Below are 25,302 nucleotides of genomic sequence, written 5' to 3'. Positions count from 1 at the left end.
TATGACTGAAATTGTAAAAGCAAGTCTTGAAAATGGTGTTCAAAAAATCCATATCACAGCTGAAAAAGGCTACCATCCAGCCCACATCCAGCTTCAAAAAGGAATTCCCGCTGAAATTACCTTTCATCGTACAACTCCTTCAAACTGTTATAAGGAAATTCTGTTTGAAGAAGAAGACATCTTGGAACCAATCGGCGTAGATGAAGAAAAGACAATTCGTTTTACACCTCAAGAGTTGGGTGAGCATGAATTCTCATGTGGTATGAAGATGCAAAAGGGAAGTTATACCGTAGTTGAGAAGACTCGAAAATCTTTGTCACTTTTGCAACGTTTTTGGATTACTAGTATCTTTACTGTGCCTCTTGTGATTCTCATGATTGGGATGTCGACAGGAGGAATTAGTCACCAAGTCATGCGTTGGGGCACCTTTTTAGCCACAACACCCATTATGCTAGTAGCAGGTGGTCCATATATCCAAAGTGCTTGGGCTAGTTTTAAAAAGCACAATGCTAACATGGATAGCTTGGTTGCTCTTGGAACCCTAGTGGCCTATTTCTATAGCTTAGTTGCCCTCTTCGCTGGTCTCCCCGTTTACTTTGAAAGTGCTGCATTTATCTTCTTCTTCGTTCTTTTGGGAGCAGTTTTTGAGGAAAAAATGCGAAAAAATACTTCCCAAGCTGTGGAGAAACTACTGGACTTGCAGGCTAAAACAGCAGAAGTCTTGCGTGAAGATAGCTATGTTCAAATCCCCTTGGAGCAAGTCAAGGTAGGTGACCTGATTCGAGTGCGTCCCGGTGAAAAGATTGCGGTTGATGGGGTTGTAGTCGAAGGTGTGTCCAGTATTGATGAGTCTATGGTGACAGGTGAGAGCCTGCCGGTAGACAAAACAGTTGGAGATACCGTCATTGGCTCAACCATCAATAATAGCGGAACGCTTGTTTTTAAAGCAGAAAAAGTTGGTTCAGAGACTGTCTTGGCACAGATTGTGGACTTTGTGAAGAAAGCCCAGACCAGCCGAGCACCGATTCAGGATTTGACAGATAAGATTTCAGGGATTTTTGTCCCAGCAGTTGTCATTTTAGCGATTCTGACTTTTTGGGTTTGGTTTGTCTTGCTTGAGGCTAGCTTTGTGACCTCTCTACTTTATGGGGTAGCAGTGTTGATTATCGCCTGCCCTTGTGCCTTAGGACTCGCAACACCGACAGCTCTCATGGTGGGAACTGGTCGTAGTGCCAAGATGGGAGTTCTTCTTAAAAATGGAACCGTCCTACAGGAAATCCAGAAAGTTCAAACTATTGTCTTTGATAAGACCGGGACTTTGACGGAAGGGAAACCTGTGGTAACAGATATCATCGGCGACGAAGTAGAAGTGCTTGGATTGGCAGCCTCCTTGGAAGAAGCTTCCCAACACCCACTGGCTGAGGCCATTGTCAAGCGAGCGAGTGAAGCTGGACTTGAGATTCAAACTGTGGAAAATTTCCAAGCCTTGCACGGAAAAGGTGTCTCAGGGCAAATCAATGGAAAACAAGTTCTGCTAGGAAATGCTAAAATGCTGGATGGCATGAACATTTCTAGCACTTATCAAGAAAAACTAGAAGAACTAGAAAAAGAAGCTAAGACAGTTGTCTACTTGGCTGTTGACAATGAAATCAAAGGCTTGCTTGCCCTGCAAGATATTCCTAAGGAAAATGCTAAGCTTGCCATCAGTCAGTTGAAAAAACGAGGTCTTAAAACAGTCATGCTGACAGGGGATAATGCTGGCGTGGCGCGTGCTATTGCCGATCAGATCGGAATCGAAGAGGTCATTGCAGGTGTCTTGCCAGAAGAAAAAGCCCATGAAATCCATAAACTACAATCAGCTGGAAAAGTAGCCTTTGTTGGTGATGGTATCAATGACGCTCCTGCCCTCAGTGTAGCAGATGTGGGGATTGCTATGGGAGCTGGAACAGATATTGCCATCGAGTCAGCAGATTTGGTGTTGACAACTAATAACCTCCTAGGAGTGGTTCGTGCCTTTGACATGAGTAAGAAAACCTTTAATCGAATTCTGCTCAATCTTTTCTGGGCATTTATCTACAATGTCGCCGGAATTCCGATTGCAGCAGGTGTCTTTTCAGGAATTGGTCTCGTTCTCAATCCAGAACTGGCAGGTCTAGCCATGGCCTTTAGTTCTGTATCTGTTCTGACCAGTTCACTCATGTTAAATGTTACTAAGATAGACTAAAAAGCGGGCTTACTCGCTTTTTATTATAAAACAGATATTAAAAACGTTTCCAGTCTGTGCTGTAATAGAGAATGAAGACTTCTGAGCACATTCTTAGGATACTCAAAGTAAATGTGGTAAATTAGGATTGTAAATTTACTGAATCGCTTTCAAACAACATATAAAAGCGCTTTTTGTAAATGTATGAAATTATTTTGAAGGAGAGTTATTATGACTCAAGGGAAAATTACTGCATCTGCAGCAATGCTCAACGTGTTGAAGACATGGGGCGTAGACACAATCTACGGTATCCCATCAGGAACACTCAGCTCACTTATGGATGCTTTGGCTGAAGACAAAGATATCCGCTTCTTGCAAGTTCGCCACGAAGAAACAGGTGCTCTTGCAGCGGTCATGCAAGCTAAGTTTGGTGGCTCAATCGGGGTTGCAGTAGGTTCAGGTGGTCCAGGTGCGACTCACTTGATCAACGGTGTTTACGATGCAGCTATGGATAACACTCCATTCCTTGCTATCCTTGGATCACGTCCAGTTAACGAACTCAACATGGATGCCTTCCAAGAATTGAACCAAAACCCAATGTACAACGGTATCGCTGTCTACAACAAACGTGTAGCTTACGCTGAGCAATTGCCAAAAGTAATCGACGAAGCTTGCCGTGCTGCAGTTTCTAAAAAGGGTCCAGCTGTTGTTGAAATCCCAGTAAACTTCGGTTTCCAAGAAATCGACGAAAACTCATACTACGGTTCAGGTTCTTACGAGCGTTCATTCATCGCTCCTGCATTGAACGAAGTTGAAATCAACAAAGCTGTTGAAATCTTGAACAATGCTGAACGTCCAGTTATCTATGCTGGTTACGGTGGTGTTAAAGCTGGTGAAGTGATCACTGAATTGTCACGTAAAATCAAAGCACCAATCATCACAACTGGTAAAAACTTTGAAGCTTTCGAATGGAACTACGAAGGTTTGACAGGTTCTGCTTACCGTGTTGGTTGGAAACCAGCCAATGAAGTGGTTTTCGAAGCAGACACAGTTCTTTTCCTTGGTTCAAACTTCCCATTTGCTGAAGTTTACGAAGCATTCAAGAACACTGAAAAATTCATCCAAGTGGACATCGACCCATACAAACTTGGTAAACGTCATGCCCTTGATGCTTCTATCCTTGGTGATGCAGGTCAAGCAGCTAAAGCAATCCTTGACAAAGTAAACCCAGTTGAATCAACTCCATGGTGGCGTGCAAACGTTAAGAATAACCAAAACTGGCGTGATTACATGAACAAACTCGAAGGTAAAACTGAGGGTGAGTTGCAATTGTACCAAGTTTACAATGCAATCAACAAACATGCTGATCAAGACGCTATCTACTCAATCGACGTAGGTGACACTACTCAAACATCTACTCGTCACCTTCACATGACACCTAAGAACATGTGGCGTACATCTCCACTCTTTGCGACAATGGGTATTGCCCTTCCTGGTGGTATCGCTGCTAAGAAAGACAACCCAGATCGCCAAGTATGGAACATCATGGGTGACGGTGCATTCAACATGTGCTACCCAGACGTAATCACAAACGTTCAATACGACCTTCCAGTTATCAACGTTGTCTTCTCAAATGGTAAATATGCCTTCATCAAGGACAAATACGAAGACACAAACAAACACTTGTTTGGTTGTGACTTCCCTAATGCTGACTATGCGAAAATCGCTGAAGCACAAGGTGCTGTTGGATTTACAGTAGATCGTATCGAAGACATCGATGCAGTTGTTGCAGAAGCTGTTAAATTGAACAAAGAAGGTAAAACTGTTGTCATCGATGCGCGCATCACGCAACACCGTCCACTTCCAGTAGAAGTGCTTGAACTCGATCCAAAACTTCACTCAGAAGAAGCAATCAAAGCCTTCAAGGAAAAATACGAAGCAGAAGAACTCGTACCATTCCGCCTCTTCTTGGAAGAAGAAGGATTGCAATCACGCGCAATCAAATAATTCCTCTCGTGAAAAATCAAATGTAAAGCGTGTAGACTTTATTCTTTGATTTTCATAGAGCGGAACTTGAAAAGATCGGAGCAATCCGGTCTTTTTATGGAGGATAGTAAATGAATTTAAATCAATTAGATATTATTGTTGCAGATGTTCCTAGAGTCTGTGCTGGTTTGGAGCGACTTTTGGATAAAAAGGCTGATTATGCTGATGATGCTTTTGCTCAGTTTACGATTGGCAGTCACTGTCTTATGTTATCACAAAATCACCTGATTCCTTTGAACAATTTTCAGTCAGGAATCATTCTTCACATCGAGGTTGAGGATGTAGAGCAGAACTACCAACGATTGAAAGAGCTTGGTACCGAGATTTTATACGGTCCTTCTGAAACGGATTGGGGAACGGTGTCCCTGCTAGTTAAAGGACCTGCTGGCCTAGTGATTGATTTTTATCGTATGAAATAGGTCGCGTAGTCATTTGACGTTAACCATAATTATTCTTAATACAGAATGTGAGAATATGAACTATTGAAAAGATCGGAGCAATCCGGTCTTTTTCTGTTTCCTCTTTCTTATCACAAGATTGTGATAGTTTACATCTTCATAACAAAAGCTTCAAAGTCTTGATTGTTTTTAAAAAAGATTATAAAATATGATTCATAAAAATGAAAGAGGTTTTGAAAATGTCTGAAAAACAAATGAAAATTTTGGGCTGGGTAGCGACCTTCATGTCTGTTATGATGTACGTGTCTTACTTCCCACAAATTATGAACAACCTGGCTGGTCAAAAAGGAAACTTCATCCAACCCTTGGTCGCAGCCATTAACTGTAGTCTTTGGGTTTACTACGGTCTTTTTAAGAAAGAAAGAGATATTCCACTTGCAGCTGCCAATGCGCCAGGTATCGTTTTTGGTCTAGTAACGGCTATCACAGCTTTGATTTAAAAATAAGACTGGTTTCAGTCTTTTTTTGTACATAAAAATAGATTCTCAAGTAAAGAAAGTCTAATGAGAGTTGAGGAAAACAGCCGTTGACAGCGAGCTTTCTGAGTGCTGCTTTAAGGGTTCCTCCATCAAGTAAAAGATTATTTCGTTACTATTTTTATAAAATCTTCTCCCTACTTTATAAGAACTGAAAAAGAGTTCAATTCGAACTCTTTTTTTGCTATAATGAGGGAAGAAAAATCAGACAGGAGATCGACATGTCAGAACCACTATTTTTACAATCAGTTATGCAAGAAAAAATCTGGGGTGGTACCAAGCTACGTGATGAGTTTGGTTACGACATTCCAAGTGAAAAAATCGGGGAATACTGGGCTATTTCAGCCCACCCAAATGGGGTTTCAAAGGTGGCTAATGGCCACTATGAAGGAACAGACCTGGCTACATTGTATGAGGAGCACCGTGAATTGTTTGGTAATCGTCCAGAACCTGTATTTCCACTATTGACAAAAATCCTCGATGCCAACGACTGGCTCAGTGTCCAAGTGCACCCAGACGATGCTTATGGACTAGAACACGAAGGCGAGCTTGGAAAAACCGAGTGCTGGTACATTATCGCTGCGGAGGAAGGTTCAGAGATTATCTATGGTCACAATGCCAAGTCAAAAGAAGAACTCCGCCAGCAAATTGAGGATAAGAACTGGGATGCCTTGCTTACCAAAGTCCCTGTTAAGGCTGGAGATTTCTTCTATGTACCAAGCGGAACCATGCACGCTATCGGAGCAGGCATCTTGATTCTTGAAACCCAGCAGTCTAGTGACACCACCTACCGTGTCTATGACTTTGACCGCAAGGATGACAAGGGCAACTTGCGTGAACTTCATCTTGAAAAATCCATCGATGTTTTAAACATTGGAGAACCTGCCAATAGCCGACCTGTCACTGTCAAAGCAGATGATCTACGTTCCACTCTCCTTGTATCCAATGATTTCTTCGCAGTTTACAAATGGGAAATCACTGGAAAAGTTGACTTTGAAAAGACAGCTGACTATAGCTTGTTTAGTGTCTTGGCTGGTCAAGGTCAACTAACTGTTGACGGGAAAAACTATCCAATCCAAAAAGGGAGCCACTTTATCCTACCAAGTGATGTTGAATCTTGGACTTTAGAAGGACAAGATTTGGAATTGATTGTTAGTCATCCATAAAAAAGAAAGGGCCTGAGTTCACTACTCAAGTCCTTTTTGATTACATAAATTGGGCTATAAAAACCACGATGATGATGATTGGAATGATGAAACGAAGGAGGAAGAGCCAGACTTGGAAAAGTCCTTGTTTCCAGGCTCTTTCATCAAGATGGAGTTCCTCCATGGCAAGTGTCTTCTTAAAGATATAGCCTGTAAAGAGAGAAAGGCAAAGAGCGCCAAATGGCATGAGGAGATTGGAAACCAAGAAATCCATGGCATCAAAGAAAGTCTTACCTAAGATGTGAACATCCGCCATAACTCCATAGGATAGGGCTGAAGGAATTCCAAAGATGAAGGTCAAGATTCCTAAAATGGCACTCCACTTAGCCCGCTTGCTGTTGTCCTGATTGGTGATATTGCCCACATTGATTTCCAGCATCACGACTGAAGAAGTGACTGTCGCAAAAAGGAAGAGCAAGAGGAAGAGGATGTAGAAAATGGTTCCAAAAGGCATCTTGTCAAAGAGTTGAGGCAAGACGATAAAGAGCAGGCTTGGTCCCCCTTCAGACTGGATATTAAAGGCTGACATGGCTGGGAAAATGGCTAGACCTGCCATGATGGATACCGAGATGTTCATGACTACGATGGAAATCCCTGATTGGAACAGATTGGTTTTCTTATCCAAGTAGGAAGCATAGGTCAGCATGGCTGTAACCCCTAGTGAGAGAGCAAAGAAAGATTGTCCCAGAGCATAGAGGAGACCAGCACTGGTCAGTTTTGAAAAGTCTGGTTTGAGGAAGTAGATAACGCCTTCCATGGCATTTGGCAAACTGAGAGAGCGTCCAATAATCACGACAAAGATGATAAAGAGCAGGGGCATCATGACTTTCGAAGCTCTTTCGATCCCTTTTTGGACCCCACGTGATACAATAAAGATATTCAACAAGATAAAGGAAGCTTGAGCCCCTAGAGCAATGGCTGGATTTGAGATGATTGAAGTAAATAACTGAGCATAATCACCCGTTCCACCAAGTTGGAACAATTTCCCAAACTCAATACCCAGATAGACTAGAATCCATCCTCCGATAACACTGTAAAAGGATAGGAGGATAAAGAGGGCAAAGGCACCAATCCAACCGATAAAGTTGTACTTGTTATTGTTACCAAGTTTTCCAAAGGTTTTGATAGCGGAAACGCCAGCACTACGGCCAAGGGCAAACTCAGCCAGTAGGAGCGGGAAACCGATTAAAATAGTGGAAATGAGAAAGACTAGTAAAAAGCCTCCACCGCCATTAGCAGCAGTCATGTAGGGGAACTTCCAAACGGCTCCAAGTCCGATAGCTGAACCAGCAGATGCTAGAATAAAGCCTAGTTTTGAGCTCCATTGCGATTTTTCTGACATAGTTGAAACTCCAATCTCCTTTTTTAAAATAAGAAAAGGCTACTTGAGTTGTCAAATAGCCTTCTCTCAATGGCTCTTTATGAGCCTTTTGTTTGATTGATAGACTTGACTATCCTATCATGTTTTCTGATGTCTGTCAAGAAAACCATTTTCAAGTTTTCACACCTTTCTCAAAAAGTTAGAAAAATTTCGCAAAAACGCTTGACTCTGACCTGAGGGGAGGGGTTATACTATCAATGTAATACTCTTCGAAAATCAAATTCAAACCACGTCAGCGTCGCCTTACCGTACTCAAGTACAGCCTGCGGCTAGCTTCCTAGTTTGCTCTTTGATTTTCATTGAGTATAAGGAGGAAATCATGTACCATGTAAAAGAAGCTGCGCAGCTTTCAGGTGTCTCTGTAAAGACACTGCACCACTACGATAAGATAGGACTCTTGGTTCCGTTAAAGTCGGAAAACGGCTATCGAACCTACAGTCAAGAGGATTTGGAACGTCTTCAGGTCATTCTGTATTATAAATATCTAGGCTTTTCTTTAGAAAAAATAGCAGAGCTGTTAAAGGAAGATAAATCAGATTTATTGCCCCATTTGACCAGGCAGTTGGACTATCTAACTCGAGAAAGGCAACATCTGGATACCTTGATTTCCACCTTGCAAAAAACCATTCAAGAACAAAAAGGAGAAAGAAAAATGACGATTGAGGAAAAATTCACTGGATTTAGCTATCAAGATCATCAAAAATACCACCAAGAGGCGGTAGAGAAATATGGTCAAGAAGTCATGGGCCAGGCTCTCGAGCGCCAAAGTGGTAGAGAAGATGAGGCTACGGCTGCCTTTAACCAAGTTTTTCAAGCTCTGGCTAAAAACCTTAAAAATGGACTAGCTGCAACAGCAGACGAAAATCAAGAAGAAGCTGCTAAACTCTTGCAAGCCATCCGTACTTATGGATTTGACTGCTCTATTGAGGTATTCGGTCATATCGGTAAAGGTTACGTCTACAACCCAGAGTTTAAGGAAAACATTGACAAGTTTGGTTCTGGAACAGCCCAGTACACGTCAGATGTCATTGCGGCTTACGTTCAGACAAATGCAGAATAAATAGGCTAGGAATTTCCTAGCCTATTTATTACTTCAAATCATAAAGCCAATCTTCGTCGTCTTTATAGTAGAAGAATTCACTGAGATCATCTTCCAAAAAAACACGAAGCATATCAGACATATCCTTAGTTGCCAGTTTTAGATGAGATAGATTTTCTAACTCTTCCCACCATACCTTTCCTTCATCTGAAGATTGGAGCTCGCTAGTAAAGTGTTCGGTCTTGTAAAATAGAACGACGTAACGGTAATCCTCGTCGTCATACCAGTCTCAACCCAGCTTCAGGTCGTGTGATGGAAAAAGCGGGAATGTCCTATCTTAAGACGGTTGCCAATGGTGTAGAGAGAAAAGACTACGTTGCGGATCTTATTTATTACCAGATAAGTAGGGAAGACAGGTGATTTTCTTTTCTGTTTCTATCAAAGTCAGACCTTGTCTGACTTTTTTTCGTAAGATTTCTAAATAAGCTGATTAAATTCCTATTTTTCCCTATCATTGTCCCTATTTTTTCTGGAGTTTTGGAGTTATAATAGTCCTATCAAATCAAAGAATGGAGGAAGGCAATGGACAATGTATTCTTTTTTATCAGTGTTTTTCTTGCTGGAATTCTTTCCTTTTTTTCTCCTTGTATCTTACCCTTGTTACCGGTCTATGCAGGGATCTTGTTGGATGACAAAGATGGTGCTCAGGCTTCTAGCGGAAAAATTTCAATCTCACTTGTTAGTTTATTGCGAACTCTGGCCTTTATAGCGGGGATTTCTTTTATCTTTATCTTACTGGGCTATGGAGCTGGTTTTTTAGGCAATTTGCTGTATGCTTCTTGGTTTCATTATGTGACGGGTGCGGTTATCATTCTCTTGGGCTTACACCAGATGGAAGTTTTACATTTGCAGGGGCTCTACAAGGAAAGAAGGCTACAATTAAAGAGACAGGATCAAAACGCTAACGGTTATAGTCAGGCATTTTTACTGGGGTTGACCTTTAGTTTTGCTTGGACGCCATGTGTAGGGCCGGTTCTGGGGTCTGTTTTGGCTTTAGCGGCTTCAGGTGGCTCAGGTGCTTGGCAGGGAGCTGGTCTCATGTTGCTTTACACACTGGGTTTGGCGCTACCATTTTTGGTTCTAGCTCTCGCCTCCAGCTATGTTTTGAAACATTTCCGAAAACTTCATCCCTACCTCGGAACCCTCAAAAAAGTGGGTGGTTTCCTCATTATCGTGATGGGAATTTTGGTGCTTTTGGGAAATGCTTCCATTTTGACTACATTATTTGAATAGAGAGGAAGAAGAAATGAAAAAATGGCAAACATGTCTCCTTGGAGTAGGCTCAATTTGTTGCTTAGCAGCCTGTTCGGCTAAAAACATGTCAGACGAGTCTACTATGAAGGAGCAATCCAAAACAGAACAAGTCAGTTCACAAACTGCCACCAAGGGTCAGACAGCCGCTGATTTTGAACTGACAGGAGTAGATGGTAAGACCTATCGCTTGTCTGATTACAAAGGTAAGAAAGTCTATCTCAAATTCTGGGCTTCTTGGTGTTCCATCTGTCTAGCCAGCCTTCCAGATACGGACGAAATCGCTAAGGATGCTGGTGATGACTATGTGGTCTTGACAGTTGTATCTCCTGGCCACAAGGGGGAGCAAGCAGAAGCGAACTTTAAGAACTGGTACAAGGGATTGGATTATAAAAATTTTCCAGTTTTAATTGATCCGTCAGGCAAACTTTTGGAAAGTTATGGTGTTCGTTCTTACCCGACTCAAGCCTTTATAGACAAGGAAGGCAAGCTGGTCAAAACGCAACCAGGTTTTATGGATAAGGATATGATTTTAAAAGAATTGAAAGAAATGGGGTAGAGAAAGGCTATGAATGATAAAGTAAAACTTTTTGTCTTGGCAGGGGTCATTCTCCTAGCCATAACCGGTTTCTATTTTCTATTGATGCGAAATGCAGGGCAGACAGATAGCTCGCAAATTGAGAAAGCTTCAGTTAGTCAAGGAGGAAAAACAGTGAAAAAAACAGAAATTAGTAAAGACGCAGACTTGCATGAAATTTATCTAGCTGGGGGATGTTTCTGGGGAGTTGAGGAATACTTCTCACGCGTTCCCGGAGTGACAGATGCCGTTTCAGGCTATGCAAATGGTAGAGGGGAAACAACCAAGTACGAATTGATCAACCAAACAGGACATGCGGAAACCGTCCATGTCACCTATGATGCTAACCAAATTTCCCTCAAGGAAATCCTGCTTCATTACTTCCGCATTATCAATCCAACCAGCAAAAATAAACAAGGAAATGATGTGGGGACTCAGTATCGTACCGGCGTTTATTACACAGATGACAAGGATTTGGAAGTAATCAACCAAGTCTTTGATGAAGTTGCTAAAAAATATGACCAACCTCTGGCAGTTGAAAAGGAGACCTTGAAGAATTTTGTGGTGGCTGAGGATTACCACCAAGACTACCTCAAGAAAAATCCAAATGGCTACTGTCATATCAATGTCAATCAGGCTGCCTATCCCGTCATCGATGCCAGCAAATATCCCAAACCAAGCGATGAAGAATTGAAAAAGACCTTGTCACCTGAGGAGTATGCAGTAACCCAGAAAAATCAAACAGAACGAGCTTTTTCAAACCGCTACTGGGATAAATTTGAATCCGGTATCTATGTGGATGTGGCTACTGGCGAACCTCTCTTTTCATCAAAGGACAAGTTTGAGTCTGGTTGTGGCTGGCCTAGTTTCACCCAACCCATCAGCCCGGATGTTGCCACTTACAAGGAAGATAAGTCTTACAATATGACGCGTATGGAAGTGCGGAGCCGAGTTGGAGATTCTCACCTTGGCCATGTCTTTACGGATGGACCAGAAGACAAGGGGGGCTTGCGCTACTGTATCAATAGTCTTTCCATTCGCTTTATTCCTAAAGCCCAAATGGAAGAAAAAGGTTATGCTTATTTACTAGATTATGTTGATTAAGACTCTTCAAACTACTTCAGCGTCGCCTTACCGTCCCCATACGTATAGTTACTGACTTCGTCAGTTTCATCTACAACCTCAAAACAGTGTTTTTGAGCTGACTTTGTCAGTTTTATCTACAACCTCAAAGCTGAACTTTGCGCAACCTGCGGTTAGCTTCCTAGTTTGCTATTTGATTTTCATTGAGTATAAGAGAGCTTTCCTAAGCAGTTAGAGGAGAATTTTGCTATACTGATACTAGTAAGTGACAAAGGAGCAGAGCATGACCTACACAATCTTAATCGTAGAAGATGAGTATCTGGTAAGACAGGGCTTGAGCAAGCTGGTCAATGTAGCAGCCTACGATATGGAAATCATCGGTCAGGCTGAAAATGGAAGACAGGCTTGGGACTTGATTCAAAGGCAGGTGCCAGATATCATTTTAACTGATATCAATATGCCTCAGCTAAATGGCATCCAGTTGGCCAGTCTGGTACGAGAAACCTATCCTCAGGTGCATCTGGTATTTTTGACGGGTTACGATGATTTTGATTATGCCTTGTCTGCTGTCAAACTCGGTGTAGATGATTACCTACTCAAACCCTTTTCTCGTCAGGATATTGAGGAAATGTTAGGGAAAATCAAGCAAAAACTAGATAAGGAAGAGAAGGAAGAGCAGTTACAAGATTTACTGACCGATAAGTTTGAAGGAAACATAGCCCAGAAGATCCAGTCTCATCTAGCTGACAGCCAATTTAGTTTAAAGTCTTTGGCCAGTGAATTGGGCTTTAGTTCGACTTATCTGAGCTCCTTGATTAAGAAAGAGTTGGGCCTACCTTTTCAGGATTATTTGGTGAGAGAGCGTGTCAAACAAGCCAAGCTCTTGCTCTTGACCACGGATTTAAAGATTTACCAGATAGCCGAAAAGGTTGGTTTTGAAGATATGAACTACTTTACCCAACGCTTTAAACAGATTGCAGGTGTGACACCTCGTCAGTTTAAGAAGGGAGAAGGCCGATGAAGCGTTCTTCTCTCCTAGTCAGAATGGTTATTTCCATCTTTCTGGTCTTTCTCATTCTCCTAGCTGTAGTTGGGACTTTCTATTATCAATCTAGTTCATCAGCTATTGAGGCCACTATTGAGGGCAATAGCCAAACGACTATCAGTCAAACTAGCCACTTTATCCAGTCTTATATCAAAAAATTAGAAACCACCTCAACCAGTTTGACCCAGCAGAAGGATGTGTTAGCCTATGCTGAGAATCCCAGTCAAGACAAGGTCAAGGGAATCCGAGATCTATTTTTGACCATCTTGAAGGCAGACCAGGACTTGAAGACTGTGGTTTTGGTAACAAAATCTGGTCAGGTCATTTCCACTGATGACAGTGTACAGATGAAAACTTCCTCAGATATGATGGCTGAGGATTGGTACCAAAAGGCCATTCATCAGGGGGCTAATCCGGTTTTGACACCAGCTCGTAAATCAGACAGCCAGTGGGTCATTTCTGTTACTCAGGAACTTGTTGATGCAAAGGGAGCTAATTTGGGCGTGCTTCGTTTGGACATTTCCTACGAAACTCTGGAAGCCTATCTCAACCAACTCCAGTTGGGTCAGCAGGGTTTTGCCTTTATCATCAATGAAAAGCATGAATTTGTTTACCATCCTAAACACACAGTTTATAGTTCGTCTAGCGAAATGGATGCCATGAAACCCTATATTGAGGTAGGGCAGGGTTATACTCCAGACCACCAATCCTATGTGAGTCAGGAAAAGATTGCAGGAACTGATTGGACGGTTATAGGCGTGTCTTCACTGGAAAAGTTAGACCAGGTTCGGAGTCAACTCATGTGGACCTTGCTTGGGGCTAGTGTAATATCTCTTCTTGCCTGTCTCTGCTTGGTGTGGTTCAGCCTCAAACGCTGGATTGCGCCTTTGGAGGATTTGAGAGAAACCATGCTGAAAATTGCTTCTGGTGATCAGAATCTTCGTGCCAAGGAAGCTGGTGCCTATGAACTGAGAGAAGTGACTCGCCAGTTCAATGATATGTTGGATCAGATTGATCAGCTAATGGCTGATATTCGCAGGCAGGAAGAAACGACCCGCCAGTACCAACTTCAAGCCTTGTCAAGTCAGATCAATCCGCATTTCCTCTACAATACTTTGGACACTATCATCTGGATGGCTGAATTTCAGGATAGTCAGCGAGTGGTTCAGGTGACCAAGTCCTTGGCTACCTATTTTCGCTTGGCGCTCAATCAAGGTAAGGACTTGATTTGCCTGTCTGATGAGATCAATCATGTCCGTCAGTACCTCTTTATCCAGAAACAACGCTATGGAGATAAGCTGGAATATGAAATTGATGAAAATCCTGTATTTGAAAACCTAGTCTTACCCAAGTTGGTGCTACAACCCCTAGTAGAAAATGCTCTTTACCACGGTATCAAGGAAAAGGACGGTCAGGGACATATTAGAGTTTCTGTCCAGAAAAAGGATACAGTGCTTGTCATCCGCATTGAGGATGATGGTGTTGGTTTCCAAGCTGCTGGCGATAGTAGTCAAAGTCAGCTCAAACGTGGGGGAGTTGGCCTTCAAAATGTTGACCAACGACTCAAACTTCATTTTGGAGACAATTACAAGATGAAGATTAATTCTGCACCCGAAAAAGGGACGACAGTTGAAATATACATAAATAGAATAGAAACTAGCTAACTCCCAGTTCATTCTGGGAGTTTTACTTTCAAATATCAGAATGATTAGTCCGCCTTGATAAAATCATTAAAAAAAGATATGATAGTAGGAGAAAAATGAGGTTAAGAGTGATGGACAAAAGTAGAATTAAAACAGAAACACAGCAGGTAATTGAAGATGTTTTGGAAAAGGCTGGATTGCGTGAAGGAAGCCTCTTTGTCCTAGGTCTATCCTCTAGCGAAGTTTTAGGAGGCCATATTGGCAAGGAATCAAGCCAAGAAATTGGTGAAATCATTGTGAAGACCATTTTGGATATCCTGAAAGTGAAAGGAATTCACCTAGCCGTTCAAGGCTGTGAACATGTCAATCGGGCCCTCGTCGTTGAACGTCAAGTAGCGGAGCAGTTTGGTCTGGAAATCGTTAGCGTCCTTCCAACTCTTCATGCAGGGGGTTCGGGTCAGCTAGCAGCCTTCAAGTTTATGAAGGACCCTGTTGAAGTGGAGTTCATCACGGCTCATGTGGGAATTGATATCGGAGATACCGCAATCGGCATGCATGTCAAACATGTGCAGGTTCCGATTCGACCAGTTTTGCGTGAGATTGGGCATGCCCATGTTACGGCTCTAGCAAGTCGTCCAAAATTAATCGGTGGTGCGCGTGCGCAGTATCCACAAGATTCTATTAGAAAGATATGAGAATGAAAAAGAGAAAAGAACAGTTTCAAAAAAACCTAAAGTATTCTATTCGTAAATTGACTGTTGGAGTTGGTCCTGTAGCAATCGGGGCCTTTCTTGTTGGTGCCAGCTTGTTGTTAACTGGTAAAGTCCAAGCAGATGAATTAGCTGAAGTGAATTCAGTCCATTATCGATATTTGACGGAGCAAGAATTAACCGAGTCTGAAAAAGCCTTGATTCATCATGAAGTTCCTACAGAATTTCAAGATGAAGATATTATTTATGTAGTTTATCGCAAGAAGGCAACTAACAGTCAACAACTTCCCTATACAGGAAGTAAAGAATTTGCTTTAGCAGGTCTTGGTCTTGCAACAGCATCTTTAGCTGTTTTTTTGGTGTCTAAAAAACAGCGTCAGAAAGTTCTTGGAGTGCTTTTGATTGGTTCTCTTGGTGTCAGCAACTTCATTCCTTTTGCTACTTTTGCCTTTGAGAATAAAGAATTACTTTCTTACAATCAAACGATCTCGGCCTCCTCAAATGAAGAACTAACGAAAGGTGTGATCGATATTGGAGGATATGAGTATATTGGTTATTTTAAAGGAACTGACATAAAAGTAGCTAGTTTTTCTAAAAAAGGGAAATCTCTAGTCCAAGACAATGCCCCAGATTATACTGGGAAACTTGAAAGTAAAGGTACCCAAGAAGTAGGTAAAGAAGGCCAATCTCTAATTCAAGATAGTTTGCCAACGTATACTGAAAAACTTGAAAGCAAGGGCACTCAAGAAGTAGGTAAAGAAGGCGAGTCCCTTGTCCAAGATAGTTTACCAGAATATACTAAAAAACTTGAAAGTAAGGGCACCCAAGAGGTAGGCCAGGAAGGCGAGTCCCTTGTTCAAGATAGTTTGCCAGCGTATACTGGAAAACTTGAAAGCAAAGGCACTCAGGAACTCGGTAAAGAAGGTCAATCACTTATTCAAGATAGTTTGCCAGCGTATACCGAGAAACTTGAAAGTAAGGGTACTCAGGAATCCGGCAAAGAGGGTGAATCCTTGGTTCAAAAGCCTCGGGCAGAATATACTGGAAAGGTTGAGGCAAAAGGCACTCAAGAGTCTGGTAAAGAAGGTGACTCCCTTGTTCAAGACAATTCCCCAGCGTATACTGGAAAACTTGAAAGCAAAGGCACTCAGGAACCCGGTAAAGAAGGTCAATCACTTATTCAAGATAGTTTGCCAGCGTATACCGAGAAACTTGAAAGTAAGGGTACTCAGGAATCCGGCAAAGAGGGTGAATCCTTGGTTCAAGAGCCTCGGGCAGAATATACTGGAAAACTTGAGAGCAAAGGTACACAAGAACCTGGCCAGGAAGGCGAGTCCCTTGTTCAAGATAGTTTGCCAGCGTATACTGAGAAACTTGAAAGTAAAGGCACCCAGGAAACTGGTAAGGAAGGTCACTCCCTTGTTCAAGAGGACCTTCCAGAATATACAGTAACTGAAGGAACAATTACTAAAGACACAATCGCAGAGATTGACTACCAGACGGAAATCTATGATGATCCTACAAAATACACTGACGAAGAAACAGTGGTTCAAAACGGTGAAAAAGGGATCCAAGTTACCAAAACGACCTATAAAGCTGTCGAAGGTGTTGAGACTGACCAAGTTTTAAATACAACAACCACTGTCATCAAAAAACCAGTCACTAAAAAAATAAGTCGTGGTACGAAACCAATAGAAGGAACTCTTGCAGAAGAAAGTCTTGAAAAAATTCCGTTTAAAGAGATAGTCGAAGAAGACGCGCAATTGAAAAAGGGCGATAAAGTTACGATCCAAGAAGGAAAAGACGGTCAGAAAAAGGTTATCAAAACCTACAAGACCATCAAAGGAATCAAGACGCAGGAAGCGCCTGAAATTCTTGAACAGGTCATCGAGTTAGCCCAAGACCGTATTGTTAAACTAGGTACCAAAAACTTCGAAAAGCCAGTGTTGACTTTTTCAAAGGTTGATATTCAGGATTTGAAACGCTCATCTCAGATTCACTATAATCTGGAAAATCCAAGTAAGGCAGCGATTAAATCGATCACTTTAACCCTGAAAAAAGGCGACGAAGTCGTCAAAACTATGACGGTTTCACCGGATAACTTGACTGCAACTCTAACAGATTTGCAATATTACAAAGATTATAAACTCGAAACAAAAATGGTTTATGATCGTGGCGAAGGAAGCGAGGAAGAAATTCTCAAAGAAGAATCACTGAGAATTGATTTAAAAAAGGTCGAAGTTAAAAATATAAAAGAAACAAGCCTCATAAGTGTTGACGACAATGGCATGGAAACGGATAATAGTTTCTTAACTTCTGTTCCAAGTGATGTAAGGTCTTACTATCTAAAAATTGCTACACGTGATAATAAGATGACGCGTCTTGCGATTGACAAAATTAAAGAAGTGACAGTCGATGGAAAAACGCTTTATAAGGTCACTGCCAAAGCGCCTGACCTCGTTCAGCATACGGATGGTAACCAGCTCAGTGAGGAATACGTCCATTATTTTGCCAAACCAAAAACTCATGAGGAGAATGTATACTACGATTTCAATGAACTTGTAAAAGCTATGCAGGCCAATCCATCTGGTGAATTTAAAATTGGTGCGGACTTGAATGCGGTCAATGTTCCTGCAGCTGGTAAATCATATGTAACGACGAAGTTCCGAGGCAAGTTATCAAGTGTGGACGGTCAACGATATACGATTCATAACTTGGAACGTCCACTATTAGGCGATACTGAAGGCGCCCATATCCATGACCTTAACCTCGGTAAGGTAAACATTCATATGCCATGGGCAAATAGAGTTGCTCCCTTGGCTGCTGTTGTAAAAAACACAACGATCAATAATGTGAAAGTAACGGGTACAGTTGTTGGAAATAATGACGTATCAGGTTTGATCAATAAAATTGATAATAACGGCAGATTAACAAATGTGGCATTCATTGGTAAGCTTCATGCTGGTGGGAATCAAGGCGCCTTTCTTGCTGGAATTGTTGGAGAAAACTGGAAAGGTTCTGTTGAGAAGGCCTATGTTGATGCACAAATAACAGGTAATAAAGCGAAAGTTGCGGGCATTGCCTATTGGTCACAAAATGGTGGGGATAACCATGCAGTTTATCGGGACGGAGCCATTAAAAAATCTGTAGCTAAAGGTACTATCGATGTGAGAGAACCGATTAGCGCGGGTGGTGTTGTAGGCAGTACAAATGCCTTGGGCTCCGTTGAAGATACTGTTTCAATGATAAAAGTTAAGAACGGTGAGATTTTCTATGGCTCATCTGATATTGATGATGATCCTTATTGGACAGGTGACCGCTTAAATCGAAACTTTGTTGTTACTGGTGTGAGTGAAGGAAAATCTTCATATAGATATTCTAAACAACAGCATCGTATTAAGCCTATTTCGCAAGAAGAAGCAGACAAGAAAATTGCTGCTCTGGGAATCACAGCGCATGAGTATGAAATCAATGATCCTGTTGTAGATAAATTAAACCGTTTGACACACCGTGAAGACGAGTACAAGGCTATTCAAGACTACAGAGCTGACCGCGAACTTGCCTATCGCAATATTGAAAAATTACAACCATTCTATAACAAGGAGTGGATTGTCAATCAGGCTAATAAACTAGATGCAAGCTCAAACTTGGTGACCAAAGAAGTCCTTTCTGTAACTGGTTTGAAGAATGGACAGTTTGTAACAGACTTGTCAGCTATTGATCAGATCATGATTCACTATGCTGATGGTACCAAAGAAGAATTGGCCATTACTGTCAAAGCTGACTCTGATGTAAAACAAGTCAAAGAGTACGAAGTGACCAACCAGAATATCGTTTATACGTCAAATATGCTAGTGAAAGATCGTTCTGGTTTGATTGCAAAGGCAAAAGAAACATTATCCAGTGTGGAGTTGATTTCTCCTGAAGTGCGCGCTCTTATGGACAAGCGGAACAAACCTCAAGAAAACACAGATGAACGAAAAAATGGCTACATTCGCGATTTATTCTTAGAAGAAAGTTTTGCTGAAGTAAAACAAAATCTTGGAAACTTGGTGAAACAAATTGTTGAAAATGAAGATCATCAACTAAATGATGATGAAGCAGCTCAACGTGCTTTCATTAAGAAAGTTGAAGACAATAAGGCCAACATTATGATGGGGCTTGCTTATTTGAACCAATACTATGGCATTAAATATGATGGATTGTCGATCAAAGATATTATGATGTTTAAACCAGATTTTTATGGTAAGAACGTGAATGTCTTAGATCGCTTGATCACTATCGGCTCAAAAGAGAATAATCTTAAGGGTGACCAATCCCAAGATGCGTATAGTCGAGTGATTGCAGGTGCTACAGGTAAAGGAAGCCTTCATGAGTTTCTAACATATAACATGAAATTGTTTACAAATGAAACTGATATGAATGTTTGGTTTAAAAAGGCGATTGAAAAGAATGCTTATGTGGTAGAACAGCCATCATTGAACCCCGATTTTGCTCATAAGAAGTATCGTCTGTATGAAGGGATTAATAATGGCGTGCATGGTCGGATGATTTTGCCTCTATTAAACTTGAAGAACTCGCATCTCTTCATGATTTCGACCTATAATACCATTTCTTTTAGTGCTTTTGAAAAATATGGTAAAAATACTGAGGAGGCTCGTGAAGCTTTCAAGAGTGAAATCAATAAGAGAGCAAAAGAGCAGGTGAACTACTTAGACTTTTGGTCAAAATTAGCTGCTGATAATGTACGTAATAAGCTCCTCAAGAGTGAAAATAGTGTTCCAACACCTGTTTGGGACAATCATGATGCGCCGGGTATCGGTTGGGCAAACCGATATGGTCACAAGGATGGGAAACCAGATTATGCTCCGATTCGAGAGTTCTTTGGACGGATCCATAAATATCATGGCTATCAGTATGGATATGGTGCTTACGCATATATCTTTGCAGCTCCAAATCAGCAAGATGCTGTCTACTTTGTTATGACAGAGTTGATAAGTGATTTTGGGACATCGGCCTTTACACATGAAACGACTCACGTGAATGATCGTATGGCTTACTATGGTGGTTGGTATCATCGTGAAGGGACGGACTTAGAGTCCTTTGCGCAAGGTATGCTCCAGTCACCATCGTTGACAAATCCAAATGGTGAATACGGCGCCTTAGGTTTGAACATGGCTTATGAACGTCAGAATGATGGCAATCAAATCTACAATTATGATCCAAATAAGTTAAAGAACCGTGAAGAAATTGATCACTATATGAAGAACTATAACGAGGCTCTGATGATGCTGGACCATCTAGAAGCAGATGCAGTTATTGGAAAACACTTGGACGACAACAGCAAGTGGTTCAAGAAGATGGACCGAGAATGGCGTACGAACGCTGAGCGAAACAATCTGAAAGGCGAGCCACATCAATGGGATAAATTACGTGATTTAACGGATAATGAGAAGAAATTGACGATTACGAACATCGATCAATTGGTTGATCATAACTTCGTTACAAAACATGGTATGCCAGGGAATGGACGTTATCGTTCGGAAGGTTTTGACAGTGCTTACCAAACCGTAAATATGATGTCGGGTATCTTTGGTGGAAACACCAGCAAGAGTACAGTTGGTTCGATTTCATTCAAACATAATGCTTTCCGTATGTGGGGATACTATGGTTATCTTAACGGATTTATTGGTTACGCTTCAAACAAATATAAAGCGGAAGCCAACAAGGAAAACAAAGGATTGTTGGGTGATGACTTCATTATCAAGAAAGTCTCTAATGGCCAATTTGATACTCTTGAAGCATGGAAGAAACATTGGTATAAAGAAGTCTATGACAAAGCTCAAAACGGCTTCACTACAATCGAAATCAATGGCAGATCTATCTCTACTTATGCTGAGTTGAAGTCCTTATTTGATGAAGCTGTTCAAAAAGACCTAGATAGCATGGAAAATCCAAATATAAAGAATCATTATAAAAATACTGAAGATCTTAAATGGAAGGTTTACAAACAGCTCCTTCAAAAATCAGATGGATTCTCTGGAAATTTATTTGCCAAAACATCGTTATAAAGTCGAAATGACTAAAAAGGTGGATCAGCTTAAGCTGCATCTGCCTTTTTGTGCTATACTTAAGATATGCATAGAAAAACAGTGATTGATTTTAGGGCTTTGGGGGAGAGATACACCTTTATCCAGCCCATCAAAGAGTTAAAAACGAGAGATTTATCAGAAGTGGCAAACTTGCTGGCACAAGTGGAAAGCTACCAAGAGCAAGGCTATTATGTAGTGGGCTATGTCAGTTACGAGGCTGCACCTGCTTTTGAGGAAAAACTAGCAGTTCACAAGGTTCCTCTACTAGGCGAGTATTTGCTTTACTTTACTGTTCATGATAGGGTAGAAACATCCCCTATTCCTCTGACTTATGAAGAAGTAGATCTTCCTTCAAAGTGGCGGGAACAAACATCTGCAACAGACTATGAAAAAGCTATTTCCCAGATTCACCATCATTTGCGTCAAGGTGACACCTATCAGGTCAATTACACCGTCCAACTCAAGCAAAACTTAAGTGCCAATCCTTTTGCAATCTACAATCGCATGGTGGTAGAACAGGAGGCGGGCTACAATGCCTATGTGGAACATGATGAGATGGCAGTGATTTCCATGAGCCCAGAGCTCTTTTTTGAGCAAAATGATCGAGAATTAACGACTCGTCCAATGAAGGGAACAACCCAGCGGGGAGTGACTGACCAAGAAGACCTTGCCCAAGCTAGCTGGTTGGAGCAGGATCCTAAAAATCGCTCTGAAAATATGATGATTGTGGATCTCTTGCGAAACGATATGAACCGTATTTCTGAAGTTGGAAGTGAGCATGTGGAGCGTCTGTGCCAAGTGGAGCAGTATTCGACTGTTTGGCAGATGACTTCGACCATCAAGAGTCAGTTGCGAGAGGATGTGGACTTGGTTGCCATTTTTCGTTCTCTCTTTCCTTGTGGTTCCATAACGGGTGCACCCAAAATTGCGACCATGGAAATCATCAAGGACTTGGAGCCACAACCCAGAGGAGTTTACTGTGGAACGATTGGTCTCTTGCTTCCAAATGGGCGACGGATTTTTAATGTTGCCATTCGGACCATTCAACTCTACAAAGGGCAAGCTATTTATGGAGTTGGCGGAGGGATTACTTGGGATAGCACCTGGGAATCTGAATACCGTGAAGTTCATCAAAAGGCGGCTGTTCTCTATCGTAAACAAGCACGTTTCCAATTGATTACAACTGGGAAAATCAGCCAGAAGAGTTTGTTGTTTGAAGGTCAACATCTGGAAAGACTGACAAAGGCGAGTCGTTATTTTGCTTATCCTTTTGATCCAGAAGAACTGAGACAAAAGATAGAGGAAGAGTGCCAAGTTTGTGATGTTAATCAAGACTACCGTTTGCGAATTAGTCTCAGCAAATCTGGAGAGATGAAACTCAGTCGCCAAATCTTAACACCCCTCAGTCCAAGTTTCTGCAAAGCCAAACTTTGTCTGCAAGAAGCAGATTTGAATCAAGCATTTACCTACTTCAAAACTACTCATAGACCACATTTAAGCCTAGGAGAGCAAGAGAAGATTTACCACAATAAGTCAGAAGAACTACTTGAGACCTCCATTGGAAATCTGGTCTTAAAAATTAATGGTAAACTCTACACACCACCCATCAGTCAAGGAATCTTGCCAGGAATTTATCGCCAGCATTTGTTGGAAACAGGACAGGTAGAGGAAAAAGTCTTGACTGTGCCAGACTTGGACCAAGCGGAAACTATCTATGGCTGTAATGCAGTCAGAGGTTTGTATGAGTTGGAAGTGATATAACTATGGATTTTTCAATTAAGTTTTAGATTTATTTCTGAATATTTAATATTTGATTTGAAAGCAAAATAAAGTATATGGTATACTATAGGTATAAATCATTAAAACAATGGAGATTTTTATGAAAAAATCAAAAAAAATTTTAGTAACCAGCTTAGCAACTGCCACACTGGGACTTATTTCATTTGCAGATACAACTGAAGCCTTTCCTTTTTCGGCTCAGCATGTTTCTGCTCAAGAAAAGGATTCATCTAAAAATGGTAAGGTTGTAAAAGAGAATACAACTTCGGCACCAAATCAAACTGAGAAACCGAAAACACCAGCGCCGAAATCAGCACCGAAATCAGCACCGAAACCAGAACCAAAACCAGCGCCAAAGCCGGCACCAAAACCCGCACCGAAGCCGGCACCAAAACCCGCACCGAAACCAGAACCAAAACCCGCTCCGAAGCCGGCACCAAAACCCGCACCGAAGCCGGCACCAAAACCCGCGCCGAAGCCGACACCAAAACCCGCACCGAAGCCGACACCAAAACCCGCACCGAAGCCGGCACCAAAACCAGCGCCGAAGCCGGCACCAAAACCCGCACCGAAGCCGGCACCAAAACCCGCACCGAAGCCGGCACCAAAACCCGCGCCGAAGCCAACACCAAAACCCGCGCCGAAGCCGGCACTAAAACCCGCGCCGAAGCCGGCACCAAAACCTGCGCCGAAGCCGGCACCAAAACCAGCTGAGAAACCGAAAACGCCAGCACCGAAACCCGCTGAGAAACCGAAAACGCCAGCTCAAAAACCTGCTGAGAAACCAAAAACACCAGCACAAAAACCTGCTGAGAAACCAAAAACACCAGCACCAAAACCAGCTGAGAAACCGAAAACGCCAGCTCAAAAACCTGCTGAGAAACCGAAAACGCCAGCACCAAAACCAGCTGAGAAACCGAAAACGCCAGCTCAAAAACCTGCTGAGAAACCGAAAACACCAGCACAAAAACCTGCTGATAAACCAAAAACACCGGCACCAAAACCGACTGAAAAAGCTAAAGAAACAACTCCTAAACAGGATAAATCACAATCTAAAGTTCAGTCTGGCTGGGTAGGAAATTACTACCTCAAATCAGATGGAAAGAGAGCTAAAAATGAATGGGTAGATGGTGGTCGTTATTATGTTGATTCTGATGGAAAAAAGGTTAAAAGTGACTGGATTTATGATAAAAACTATGGTTCATATTATTATCTAACAGCAGAAGGAAGCTCTGCTCGCAATAAATGGGTAGGAAATTCTTATCTCAAATCAGATGGAAAGATGGCCAAGAATGAATGGGTAGATGGTGGCCGTTACTATGTTGATTCTGAAGGCAAAATGGTAAGGGAAAAATGGGTAGATGGTGGCCGTTACTATGTAGGATACGATGGTGTGCGGCAACCAAAACCAGCAGATGGGAACCAGTACAATGCTGCTTTAAGGAGAGCGAAAAGCTATAATTCGTGGGCAAATATGTCAAAAAAAGCTCTCTATGACCAATTAATGTTTCATGGTTTTTCAAGTTCAGCAGTGCAGTATGCCATCGATCACTTGAATGCAGATTACAAAGCAAATGCCTTAGCTAAAGCAAGAGAATACCGAAAATATAGTAATATCTCAAAAATTGAAATTTATGACAGGCTAACTTCTTCTTGGATTGGAAAATTTACAAAAGAAGAAGCAAACTATGCCATTCAAAAACTTAATCTACCATCAGAAGGCAGCCATGTTCGCAATAAATGGGTAGGAGCTTATTATTATAAACCGGATGGAAAGATGGCCAAGAATGAATGGGTAGATGGCGGTCGTTACTATGTTGATTCTGAAGGCAAAATGGTAAGGGATAAATGGGTAGATGGTGGTCGTTACTATGTAGGATACGATGGTGTGCGGCAACCAAAACCAGCAGATGGGAACCAGTACAATGCTGCTTTAAGGAGAGCGAAAAGCTATAATTCGTGGGCAAATATGTCAAAAAAAGCTCTCTATGACCAATTAATGTTTCATGGTTTTTCAAGTTCAGCAGTGCAGTATGCCATCGATCACTTGAATGCAGATTATAAGGCAAAAGCCTTAGCTAAAGCAAGAGAATATCGAAAATATAGTAATATCTCAAAAACTGAAATTTATGACAGGCTAACTTCTTCTTGGATTGGAAAATTTACAAAAGAAGAAGCAAACTATGCCATTCAACATCTAGGGGATAAATAGTTATTAATTATAAAATGTAACTTTTTCATGCAAACCTTTGCA

16 protein-coding genes and 2 pseudogenes are annotated in these 25,302 nt (G+C 41.7%); 16 read left to right on the top strand and 2 right to left on the bottom strand.

The window, feature by feature from the left end; genetic code table 11:
• The first annotated feature begins 1 nt into the window (after position 1).
• The 5 genes from D8801_RS08680 (at position 2) to manA (ending at position 6,349) form a co-directional block, all read left to right on the top strand.
• Positions 2-2,224 (top strand): heavy metal translocating P-type ATPase, encoded by a 2,223-nt coding sequence (locus tag D8801_RS08680; protein ID WP_125849224.1) that lies wholly within the window; start codon positions 2-4, stop codon positions 2,222-2,224.
• A gap of 210 nt (positions 2,225-2,434) precedes the next feature.
• Positions 2,435-4,210 (top strand): pyruvate oxidase, encoded by a 1,776-nt coding sequence (gene spxB, locus D8801_RS08675; protein WP_125406299.1) that lies wholly within the window; start codon positions 2,435-2,437, stop codon positions 4,208-4,210.
• Positions 4,211-4,320: 110 nt separating this feature from the next.
• On the top strand, positions 4,321-4,668 hold the full coding sequence (locus tag D8801_RS08670) for a VOC family protein (protein WP_125849222.1): 348 nt from the start codon (positions 4,321-4,323) through the stop codon (positions 4,666-4,668).
• A 218-nt stretch (positions 4,669-4,886) separates the two neighbouring features.
• A complete protein-coding gene (locus D8801_RS08665; RefSeq protein WP_001291473.1) occupies positions 4,887-5,147 on the top strand; it encodes a SemiSWEET family transporter in 261 nt (86 codons plus the stop codon).
• A 257-nt stretch (positions 5,148-5,404) separates the two neighbouring features.
• The gene (gene manA / locus D8801_RS08660; protein ID WP_125849220.1) at positions 5,405-6,349 is read left to right on the top strand and encodes a mannose-6-phosphate isomerase, class I; all 945 of its coding nucleotides are present in this window, start codon (positions 5,405-5,407) and stop codon (positions 6,347-6,349) included.
• Positions 6,350-6,389: 40 nt separating this feature from the next.
• Here manA and D8801_RS08655 read toward each other — a convergent pair whose 3' ends face one another.
• Positions 6,390-7,730: a sodium-dependent transporter gene (locus tag D8801_RS08655; protein WP_125849270.1), complete on the bottom strand. Its 1,341-nt coding sequence runs from the start codon at positions 7,728-7,730 to the stop codon at positions 6,390-6,392.
• Between the two features lie 358 nt (positions 7,731-8,088).
• Between D8801_RS08655 and D8801_RS08645 the strand changes: the two genes are divergently transcribed.
• Positions 8,089-8,829 carry a MerR family transcriptional regulator gene (locus D8801_RS08645; protein ID WP_125849218.1) on the top strand — a complete coding sequence of 247 codons (741 nt, stop codon included), beginning with the start codon at positions 8,089-8,091 and terminating at the stop codon, positions 8,827-8,829.
• Positions 8,830-8,857: 28 nt separating this feature from the next.
• Here the strand turns inward: D8801_RS08645 and D8801_RS10070 are convergent.
• Positions 8,858-9,097, bottom strand: a pseudogene (locus D8801_RS10070) (NUDIX hydrolase); the annotation flags it as partial.
• Between D8801_RS10070 and D8801_RS10025 the strand changes: the two are divergent.
• The 10 genes and pseudogenes from D8801_RS10025 to D8801_RS09875 all read left to right on the top strand — a co-directional run.
• Positions 9,085-9,228 (top strand): annotated as a pseudogene (locus tag D8801_RS10025) (GNAT family N-acetyltransferase); the annotation flags it as partial. The pseudogenes D8801_RS10070 and D8801_RS10025 overlap by 13 nt on opposite strands.
• A 162-nt stretch (positions 9,229-9,390) precedes the next feature.
• Entirely contained in the window at positions 9,391-10,101 is a 711-nt protein-coding gene (gene ccdA2 / locus D8801_RS08630; RefSeq protein WP_125849216.1) for a thiol-disulfide oxidoreductase-associated membrane protein CcdA2, read from the top strand.
• A 13-nt stretch (positions 10,102-10,114) separates the two neighbouring features.
• A complete protein-coding gene (locus D8801_RS08625; RefSeq protein WP_125849214.1) occupies positions 10,115-10,678 on the top strand; it encodes a redoxin family protein in 564 nt (187 codons plus the stop codon).
• A 9-nt stretch (positions 10,679-10,687) separates the two neighbouring features.
• Entirely contained in the window at positions 10,688-11,800 is a 1,113-nt protein-coding gene (gene msrB / locus D8801_RS08620; RefSeq protein WP_125849212.1) for a peptide-methionine (R)-S-oxide reductase MsrB, read from the top strand.
• Positions 11,801-12,062: 262 nt separating this feature from the next.
• Complete coding sequence (locus tag D8801_RS08615) at positions 12,063-12,800, top strand: response regulator transcription factor (protein WP_125849209.1); 738 nt, start codon at positions 12,063-12,065, stop codon at positions 12,798-12,800.
• A complete protein-coding gene (locus D8801_RS08610; protein WP_125849207.1) occupies positions 12,797-14,488 on the top strand; it encodes a cache domain-containing sensor histidine kinase in 1,692 nt (563 codons plus the stop codon). The genes D8801_RS08615 and D8801_RS08610 overlap by 4 nt, the downstream gene beginning before the upstream one ends.
• A 110-nt stretch (positions 14,489-14,598) precedes the next feature.
• Complete coding sequence (locus D8801_RS08605) at positions 14,599-15,162, top strand: TIGR01440 family protein (protein ID WP_125399049.1); 564 nt, start codon at positions 14,599-14,601, stop codon at positions 15,160-15,162.
• A 2-nt stretch (positions 15,163-15,164) separates the two neighbouring features.
• On the top strand, positions 15,165-21,248 hold the full coding sequence (locus tag D8801_RS08600) for a ZmpA/ZmpB/ZmpC family metallo-endopeptidase (RefSeq protein ID WP_125849205.1): 6,084 nt from the start codon (positions 15,165-15,167) through the stop codon (positions 21,246-21,248).
• A 66-nt stretch (positions 21,249-21,314) separates the two neighbouring features.
• Complete coding sequence (gene pabB / locus D8801_RS08595) at positions 21,315-23,030, top strand: aminodeoxychorismate synthase component I (protein WP_125849203.1); 1,716 nt, start codon at positions 21,315-21,317, stop codon at positions 23,028-23,030.
• A gap of 118 nt (positions 23,031-23,148) precedes the next feature.
• On the top strand, positions 23,149-25,260 hold the full coding sequence (locus tag D8801_RS09875; protein ID WP_260468152.1) for an Ltp family lipoprotein: 2,112 nt from the start codon (positions 23,149-23,151) through the stop codon (positions 25,258-25,260).
• Positions 25,261-25,302: the final 42 nt, after the last annotated feature.

Origin of the sequence: Streptococcus oralis (genome assembly GCF_003943415.1) — a bacterium.
Lineage (GTDB): Bacteria > Bacillota > Bacilli > Lactobacillales > Streptococcaceae > Streptococcus > Streptococcus oralis_BJ.
Note: the sequence above shows the minus strand (reverse complement) of the source record. Positions and strands in the feature narration are given on the sequence as shown.

Excerpts from the sequence above, each read along its gene's own strand:
- D8801_RS08680 (WP_125849224.1), top strand. The coding sequence starts at position 2 with ATGACTGAAATTGTAAAAGCAAGTCTTGAAAATGGTGTTCAAAAAATC.
- spxB (WP_125406299.1), top strand. The coding sequence starts at position 2,435 with ATGACTCAAGGGAAAATTACTGCATCTGCAGCAATGCTCAACGTGTTG.
- D8801_RS08670 (WP_125849222.1), top strand. The coding sequence starts at position 4,321 with ATGAATTTAAATCAATTAGATATTATTGTTGCAGATGTTCCTAGAGTC.
- D8801_RS08665 (WP_001291473.1), top strand. The coding sequence starts at position 4,887 with ATGTCTGAAAAACAAATGAAAATTTTGGGCTGGGTAGCGACCTTCATG.
- manA (WP_125849220.1), top strand. The coding sequence starts at position 5,405 with ATGTCAGAACCACTATTTTTACAATCAGTTATGCAAGAAAAAATCTGG.
- D8801_RS08655 (WP_125849270.1), bottom strand. The coding sequence starts at position 7,730 with ATGTCAGAAAAATCGCAATGGAGCTCAAAACTAGGCTTTATTCTAGCA.
- D8801_RS08645 (WP_125849218.1), top strand. The coding sequence starts at position 8,089 with ATGTACCATGTAAAAGAAGCTGCGCAGCTTTCAGGTGTCTCTGTAAAG.
- ccdA2 (WP_125849216.1), top strand. The coding sequence starts at position 9,391 with ATGGACAATGTATTCTTTTTTATCAGTGTTTTTCTTGCTGGAATTCTT.
- D8801_RS08625 (WP_125849214.1), top strand. The coding sequence starts at position 10,115 with ATGAAAAAATGGCAAACATGTCTCCTTGGAGTAGGCTCAATTTGTTGC.
- msrB (WP_125849212.1), top strand. The coding sequence starts at position 10,688 with ATGAATGATAAAGTAAAACTTTTTGTCTTGGCAGGGGTCATTCTCCTA.
- D8801_RS08615 (WP_125849209.1), top strand. The coding sequence starts at position 12,063 with ATGACCTACACAATCTTAATCGTAGAAGATGAGTATCTGGTAAGACAG.
- D8801_RS08610 (WP_125849207.1), top strand. The coding sequence starts at position 12,797 with ATGAAGCGTTCTTCTCTCCTAGTCAGAATGGTTATTTCCATCTTTCTG.
- D8801_RS08605 (WP_125399049.1), top strand. The coding sequence starts at position 14,599 with ATGGACAAAAGTAGAATTAAAACAGAAACACAGCAGGTAATTGAAGAT.
- D8801_RS08600 (WP_125849205.1), top strand. The coding sequence starts at position 15,165 with ATGAAAAAGAGAAAAGAACAGTTTCAAAAAAACCTAAAGTATTCTATT.
- pabB (WP_125849203.1), top strand. The coding sequence starts at position 21,315 with ATGCATAGAAAAACAGTGATTGATTTTAGGGCTTTGGGGGAGAGATAC.
- D8801_RS09875 (WP_260468152.1), top strand. The coding sequence starts at position 23,149 with ATGAAAAAATCAAAAAAAATTTTAGTAACCAGCTTAGCAACTGCCACA.